The following is a 6,000-nucleotide window of genomic DNA, read 5'->3' as shown; positions in this document are numbered from 1 at the left end:
GCGATCGCCCGTTATGCCAACTTAGCGCCGCCCGAACCCGTGGCCGCGCATAGACTTTGACCAAACCACCAATTCGCCGCCATTCCCGCCAGCCGCCAGAAATTGACCGTCAGGATGCCATGCGAGACACGAAAAACCGCCCTGTGCACCTTCTAGAACTTGCAGCAATTGTGCTGCTTCATACCACAAACAAACTTGACCGTCTGCGGATGCAGAAGCTAATAAAAATGTGTTAGGTTGAAAGGCGATCGCACTTACGACATTTTCATGCACCTCTAGGGCCCAACCTTCCCAACCGACACTTTCATCAGCATCTCTGTCCCAAACAGAAACACCTTGAGAACTCGAAGCAGCCAACAAAGGTGCACCCAAAGAATTAGTTTGATCCGACCAAGCCAACTCCCGAACCTTCCCCGGAAAACCCTGCATTACCCACGGTTCCAAATTACCCCATTCACTAACAATTAGAGTATTGTCCATATTGCCACAAGCTAAATATTGCCCTTGCGGCGACCAAGCAATTGCACCTGTTGCAGACGGTACTGATAAAAATTCTGGGTCTTCGTCCCAGTCATCGCCACTCCAAACTTTAACACCTTGATAGCCGCTAACTGCCAGGTATTGAACAATCGGATGCCATGCTAAATCTAGAATAGATGACGAGTCGAAATTCAGCGTTACTTCCACAACATTATCATCAGCATTCCAGATTTGAACGCAGCGGCCCATACTAAAAGCTAAATGATTGCAGTGGGGACTCCAAGCTAACTTATCAACCCAGACGCGCTTGTTGTCCAAATCAGCAATTAATTCCCCAGAATTAACGCGCCAAATTCGCACCCGTCCATCCTGTCCGCCCGCGGCTAGGAATTGACTGTCTGCCGAAAAAGACAAACAATCTGCCGATTTTCCTGTGGCACTTTGCAGCGGTTGTAAGGACAATTTGTTAACTGCCCCTACTGTCGCCAACATTACTTCGCCCGCAGCAGAACAAACTGCTAAAGTTTTACCATCCGGCGACCAAGTAACAGCAGTTACGTAATCAGATAGCATTTCTTGAGCGTGAAATTGCAGAATTAGCTCACCGTGGCTGCTCTTTTTTTTACCCGTTTCTTTTACACTAGACACCGACGGAAATCCTCTCGCAATTGAGTTTCATTTAAGTTCCTGCCAATGAATACGAGTTCATTTTTCGGAGTTTCGCTATCTTTCCAAGCTCGATCCGGTCTGCCATCGAACAGCATATGTACTCCTTGAAAAACAAAGCGCTTTTCTTGTCCAGATACATTTAAAATGCCTTTTGTCCGAAAGATATCTGTGCCTTGAGTTCGCAATAATTCGCCAATCCAATCACTAAATTTGTCGCCATCAACAGCACCAGATTCTACTATTGCCATTGATTTTACTGTTGCATCATGTTCGTGAACGTGTACGCCCAAAAAGTCGGGTTCGATTTCTAATGCCCGGTTCAAATCAAATGCTTTGACGCCCAACAAGGCATCAATTTCTAGTTCTGCGTTATGAGTGCGGTGGATTTTTGCTATTGCATTCATGGCGCGAATTCTTTTTTCTAATTCTGCCAATTCTTCCGCACTTACTAAATCGGTCTTGTTGAGCAAAACCACGTCAGCAAAGGCAATTTGTTCTTGAACTTCTTCGGCATCCCAATGTTGCCATACGTGCCTCGGACTGTACAGCAAATGCAGCCGTTGTTCATCTCAAAAATTTCTTCGTCGGCATCAATGATGAGTTGGTTGTCGATGCCTACTTCGCCGAATTCGTTGACGATGACTGCAACTTTTTTGCCGTGCTCTTGTGTTAAAATGTGGTTGAGTAGCGTAGTTTTACCTGCACCCAGATAGCCTGTGAGAACGGTCACGGGAACTGATTCGATCGCTCCAGCAGTAACCATATTTTACCTCTAGTTTTGTAGAATGATAACCATTGTCGCTAGTTTAGCCTACACTTGTTGGCATCAGCAACAATATTAAATAATGTTAATAAATTGTTCGCCAGAGCCTGTCGGATTGTGCAGGTGGTAGTGAGGAATGCAAGTCCGCATCCATAGAACAAGGACTTGCATTCCTCACTACGAACCTTTGTAGGTATGACCGATGACTCCAGACAATTAATTACCAATCATAGCTGCAATTCGATCGCGCTCCAACTCTTTGCCAATCAGCACCAGCTTGGTTTGACGGAGTTCGGAAGGTTGCCAAGGGCGATCGTAAAAACATTCTATGCGATCGCCAACACCTTGCAACACCATCCGCATCGGTTTCTTGGGAACCGCCACAAACCCCTTAATCCGATAAATTTCTTCCTGCTGCATCAAGGCTTGCAGCTTTTTCACCAAAGCTTCTGGTTCAAATTCGCGATCGGCAATAAAGAAAGTCGAGTTAATATCATCATCGTGCTCGTGTTCCTCTTCCGTGTCGTGGTGACTCGGGCGGGACTCCAAATCATCCTCAACTGCTGCATTAAATCCCAACAGCACATCCGGGTTAATTTCGCCAGCCTTGCAAGGCACAATTTTCACACTCGGGCGTAACTCTTGCTGCAACCAGGTTTGAACTTTCTGGTGAGTTTCCGCATCTACGCGATCGACCTTCGTCAACAGTACCATATCGGCACAGGCCAACTGATCTTCAAACAATTCCTCGATCGGCGTTTCGTGATCCAAACTCGAATCAGCCTCTCGCTGCGCCATCAAAGCATCAATATCGCCAACAAAAGTACCGTTAGCAACAGCCTCGCAATCAACAACAGCAACCACACCGTCAACTGTAGCGCCCGTGCGAATTTCCGGCCAGCGAAAAGCTTGAATCAAAGGTTTAGGAAGTGCCAAGCCAGAAGTCTCGATTAAGATACAATCAATTTGGTCTTTGCGCTTCAACAATTCCTGCATAGTCGGCAAGAATTCCTCTTGCACAGTGCAGCAAAGACAACCATTAGTTAATTCGACAATATTGCTGGTGACAGTTTCTTCTTCATCGCAAACTTGGCAATCGCGCAGCAATTCTCCATCTATTCCGATTTCGCCAAATTCGTTAACTAAAACAGCAATGCGGCGGCCTTGATTGTTTTGCAATAAATGGCGAATTAGGGTGGTTTTGCCGCTACCGAGAAAACCAGTGATCACTGTAACAGGAATCTTGTGCATTATTAATTACCAATTGAGTTTTTAGAGTATGACACTTTATAGAAAGACAAGAGTGAAAATAAGTTGGAGTTAGGATTCAATCAACTCTTAGCAAACCTCTTTATTGTATCATAAAAATATTTGTACGAGGCTTATTAAATAAGGGTACGTAGTTGCGCTTCAGCGCTCTTTGACCTAGAGCGCTGAAGCGCAACTACATACCTCAGAAGTATTGTGAAACTTTTATCGAAGACTGAATCTATTTGCGCCATGTATCAAATTGGTCTTCAGATTGATAAGGGTACGTAGTTGCGCTTCAGCGCTCTTTAAATAACTTAAGCAAATTTGTGGGATGGGCGTCCCGCCCGTGCAGAAAGGACGGGCGGGACGCCCATCCCACAACAATCATCGAGCGTGTAAGTTATTTAATTTTCATTCCTTAGAGTACCGAATCTATTTCCGCCATCTATCAAATTGGTCTTCGGAACAACCATTGATAAATTTATTGTTCACCCAACCGTCAAGGATTGTAAAAGTTTCATTAGGAGCATTCCCAGAAGTTCGGGCCGCAATTTTCACCCAACTACCTTGTCTGCTAACAGCCCGAACTCCGTCTCCTCTTTTGAGTTTAGCTACAACTGGGTACTTATTGCCGGGGCCTTTGCGAATGTTAACCGGGCCGCCTTCACCTGTAATAAACGAGCATTGAGTTTGCTTTTTTAAAGCTTCTACTTTTTCCGGCGAAAGACTTTGCTCTTTCCCGAAAACTGGAAAGCTGTAAAGTGAAAAACTAAAACTTGCAAAGGCGGCTGCAATGAAAAAGGCTTTTGATTGACTCAAACTCAACATTTATTTAATCTCCTTGGGTTGGAAGGACTGAAGTCCTTACTGCGAAATGTTATTTTACCGAAGCAAACCATTCGGTAATGCCTTGGGCAATGGCAGAAGCTAACTTCTGCTGTTCTGTCGGATTCACAATCCATTCAAACTCTTCGGGATTGATCATAAATCCCAATTCCATTAAAACAGATGGAGCAACGGCAGGACGAGTCATCGCTAGATTGTTCCAGAATATACCATAGCTCGGACGGTTCAGTTTTGCAACTAAATAATTGTGCAAAAACATTCCCAAACTGTGCGCTTGCGGGTGAAACCAGAAAGCCCCGACACCTTTGGTATTTATCGCGTCGCCGTTATCTGGCAAAGCATTGTAGTGTATCGAAATTGCGATCGCAGGTTCTTCTTTTTGAATCATTTCCACCCTCGGCGGCAAATCCAAATCGACATCTTCCACCCGCGTCATTACCACATTTGCGCCCCGATTTACCAATTCCTCCCGCACCAATTTCGACACAATTAAAGCTACTGTTTTCTCGCGATAGCCTGTAGGGCCAACCCCCCCGGAATCCTGCGGGCCGCCGTGTCCCGGATCGATCAGAATCTTAATTCCTGACAGCGGTTTTTCTGATGAAATCGGCACCCCGCTTGTATTGGCTGGCGGGTGTTTTAAAGACAGCACTAAAGTTGTGCCTTCGTATCTCAATTTATATCCCCACTGCTGGGCAGATTTGAGATTGAAAGTATATTGTACTTGTTGTGGCGAGATTTGTTGCCATGCCAAACGCGAAATTACTGGATCGTCGTCGAGACGAATAATGTCAGTTTGAGCGGTGGTATTGTACAGTGTTAAAGTAAAAGTGCGTTCACCTTCTTGTACCGTGACTGGGACTGGTATTTCTAAGGGGAATAAAACTTCTGTCCAGCCGGAAACTTGACGCGATTTGGCGCTGCGAATAATCGATCGCGCAGGCACCGCATCCTTGACAATTCGCACCTCCGATGCTTTAATCCAAGCGCCGTAATCGAGCCGAATCCATTCTCCCTCGCGCCCGATAACTGTGGCGCGAGTTCCCTTCGGCAGCGGTGTCATCCGAGAAAAATCCGTACTCGCCCCGGTTCTAGCAACACCCGGATCTGCTGTGACTTCTGCTACTTCCAACTCGGCTGGAGAGAGGATAGAAATCTTGCCAGTACCTGGTTGAGTGATGATTTTATCGTTCATTGTTAGATAAAATATTGGCACTCCCAAATCTATTTTTTCTGCCTTAGATTCACCGGAGTTTTCCGGGGTTTTAGCGCAGCCTTGATACTGTTCGCTACTGCCTTTTTTAATGGGGGAGTTTTCGCCTAACAAGACAGATTTGTTGTCGGGGAGTTCGACTTGCGATCGCGCTTTGAGAGGAATATCAACGCCAGCCAATTTTACCGCAACTCGCGCATTCGCCGGAGCGATCGCGCCGAAGCAGATATATTCCCCCGGTAAACTGGCTACATCGACTTTCGGCGTCAGGGAATCTTTTGCAAAAGCCAAGCCTGCGGGGACTTGTGGCTGATTAGACTCGCGCGTCACCTTAAGAAGAACTTGCTGATTTTGGTAACGCAAGCTAAAGACATTTTCGCCGATTTGCAGGGGAAAAGTCGGGGCGAAATGGCCGGCGGCGGTGCGCGCAATTTGCTGGCCATTTACCGATACTTGTCCGGTTGGCGGGGCTGTACCGATCAGAAAAATGCGATCGGCGATCGTTTTGTGGTTGGCGGGAGGATAAGCGACGGACAAAGGTTGAGCGGCCACAGCTACAGAAGAGAGGGCAAGTATCATCCCAAACACAACTAATGCTAAAAATTTTCTCATTCTAAAACGCAACTAATTGAGACTCGGTTGGTTATTTATACTCGAACTTCGGCTAAGAAACCCGGTTGATGAGGGTTAGGTGTAAGTCCTATTTACTATACAGGCCCCAGTTTATCAGGTTTGTAGTGCCAATTGGGCGATCGCACCTGAGAAACATCAATCAAGA

At 46.1% G+C, this 6,000-nt stretch carries 6 protein-coding genes; all 6 read right to left on the bottom strand.

The window, feature by feature from the left end; all coding sequences use genetic code 11:
- Positions 1 to 21 precede the first annotated feature (21 nt).
- The 6 genes from JGK20_RS17390 to JGK20_RS17370 all read right to left on the bottom strand — a co-directional run bounded on the left by JGK20_RS17390 (position 22) and on the right by JGK20_RS17370 (position 5,834).
- The gene (locus JGK20_RS17390) at positions 22 to 1,128 is read right to left on the bottom strand and encodes a WD40 repeat domain-containing protein (protein ID WP_293185075.1); all 1,107 of its coding nucleotides are present in this window, start codon (positions 1,126 to 1,128) and stop codon (positions 22 to 24) included.
- Positions 1,116 to 1,619: a GTP-binding protein gene (locus JGK20_RS34585; protein ID WP_366039090.1), complete on the bottom strand. Its 504-nt coding sequence runs from the start codon at positions 1,617 to 1,619 to the stop codon at positions 1,116 to 1,118. Before JGK20_RS34585 ends, JGK20_RS17390 begins: the two co-directional genes overlap by 13 nt.
- Complete coding sequence (locus JGK20_RS34580) at positions 1,598 to 1,912, bottom strand: GTP-binding protein (protein ID WP_366039088.1); 315 nt, start codon at positions 1,910 to 1,912, stop codon at positions 1,598 to 1,600. Before JGK20_RS34580 ends, JGK20_RS34585 begins: the two co-directional genes overlap by 22 nt.
- 216 nt (positions 1,913 to 2,128) lie before the next feature.
- Entirely contained in the window at positions 2,129 to 3,163 is a 1,035-nt protein-coding gene (gene cobW / locus JGK20_RS17380) for a cobalamin biosynthesis protein CobW (RefSeq protein ID WP_293185079.1), read from the bottom strand.
- Positions 3,164 to 3,595: 432 nt separating this feature from the next.
- On the bottom strand, positions 3,596 to 3,991 hold the full coding sequence (locus tag JGK20_RS17375) for an SH3 domain-containing protein (protein ID WP_293185081.1): 396 nt from the start codon (positions 3,989 to 3,991) through the stop codon (positions 3,596 to 3,598).
- A 49-nt stretch (positions 3,992 to 4,040) separates the two neighbouring features.
- Positions 4,041 to 5,834 carry an N-acetylmuramoyl-L-alanine amidase gene (locus JGK20_RS17370; protein ID WP_293212991.1) on the bottom strand — a complete coding sequence of 598 codons (1,794 nt, stop codon included), beginning with the start codon at positions 5,832 to 5,834 and terminating at the stop codon, positions 4,041 to 4,043.
- Positions 5,835 to 6,000: the final 166 nt, after the last annotated feature.

The organism is Microcoleus sp. PH2017_05_CCC_O_A (genome assembly GCF_020738785.1).
Taxonomy (GTDB): domain Bacteria; phylum Cyanobacteriota; class Cyanobacteriia; order Cyanobacteriales; family Microcoleaceae; genus Microcoleus.
This window is presented reverse-complemented; position numbering and strand designations above follow the sequence as displayed.

Coding starts and splice junctions, on each gene's coding strand:
- JGK20_RS17375 (WP_293185081.1), bottom strand. CDS start 3,991: ATGTTGAGTTTGAGTCAATCAAAAGCCTTTTTCATTGCAGCCGCCTTT.
- JGK20_RS34580 (WP_366039088.1), bottom strand. CDS start 1,912: ATGGTTACTGCTGGAGCGATCGAATCAGTTCCCGTGACCGTTCTCACA.
- cobW (WP_293185079.1), bottom strand. CDS start 3,163: ATGCACAAGATTCCTGTTACAGTGATCACTGGTTTTCTCGGTAGCGGC.
- JGK20_RS17370 (WP_293212991.1), bottom strand. CDS start 5,834: ATGAGAAAATTTTTAGCATTAGTTGTGTTTGGGATGATACTTGCCCTC.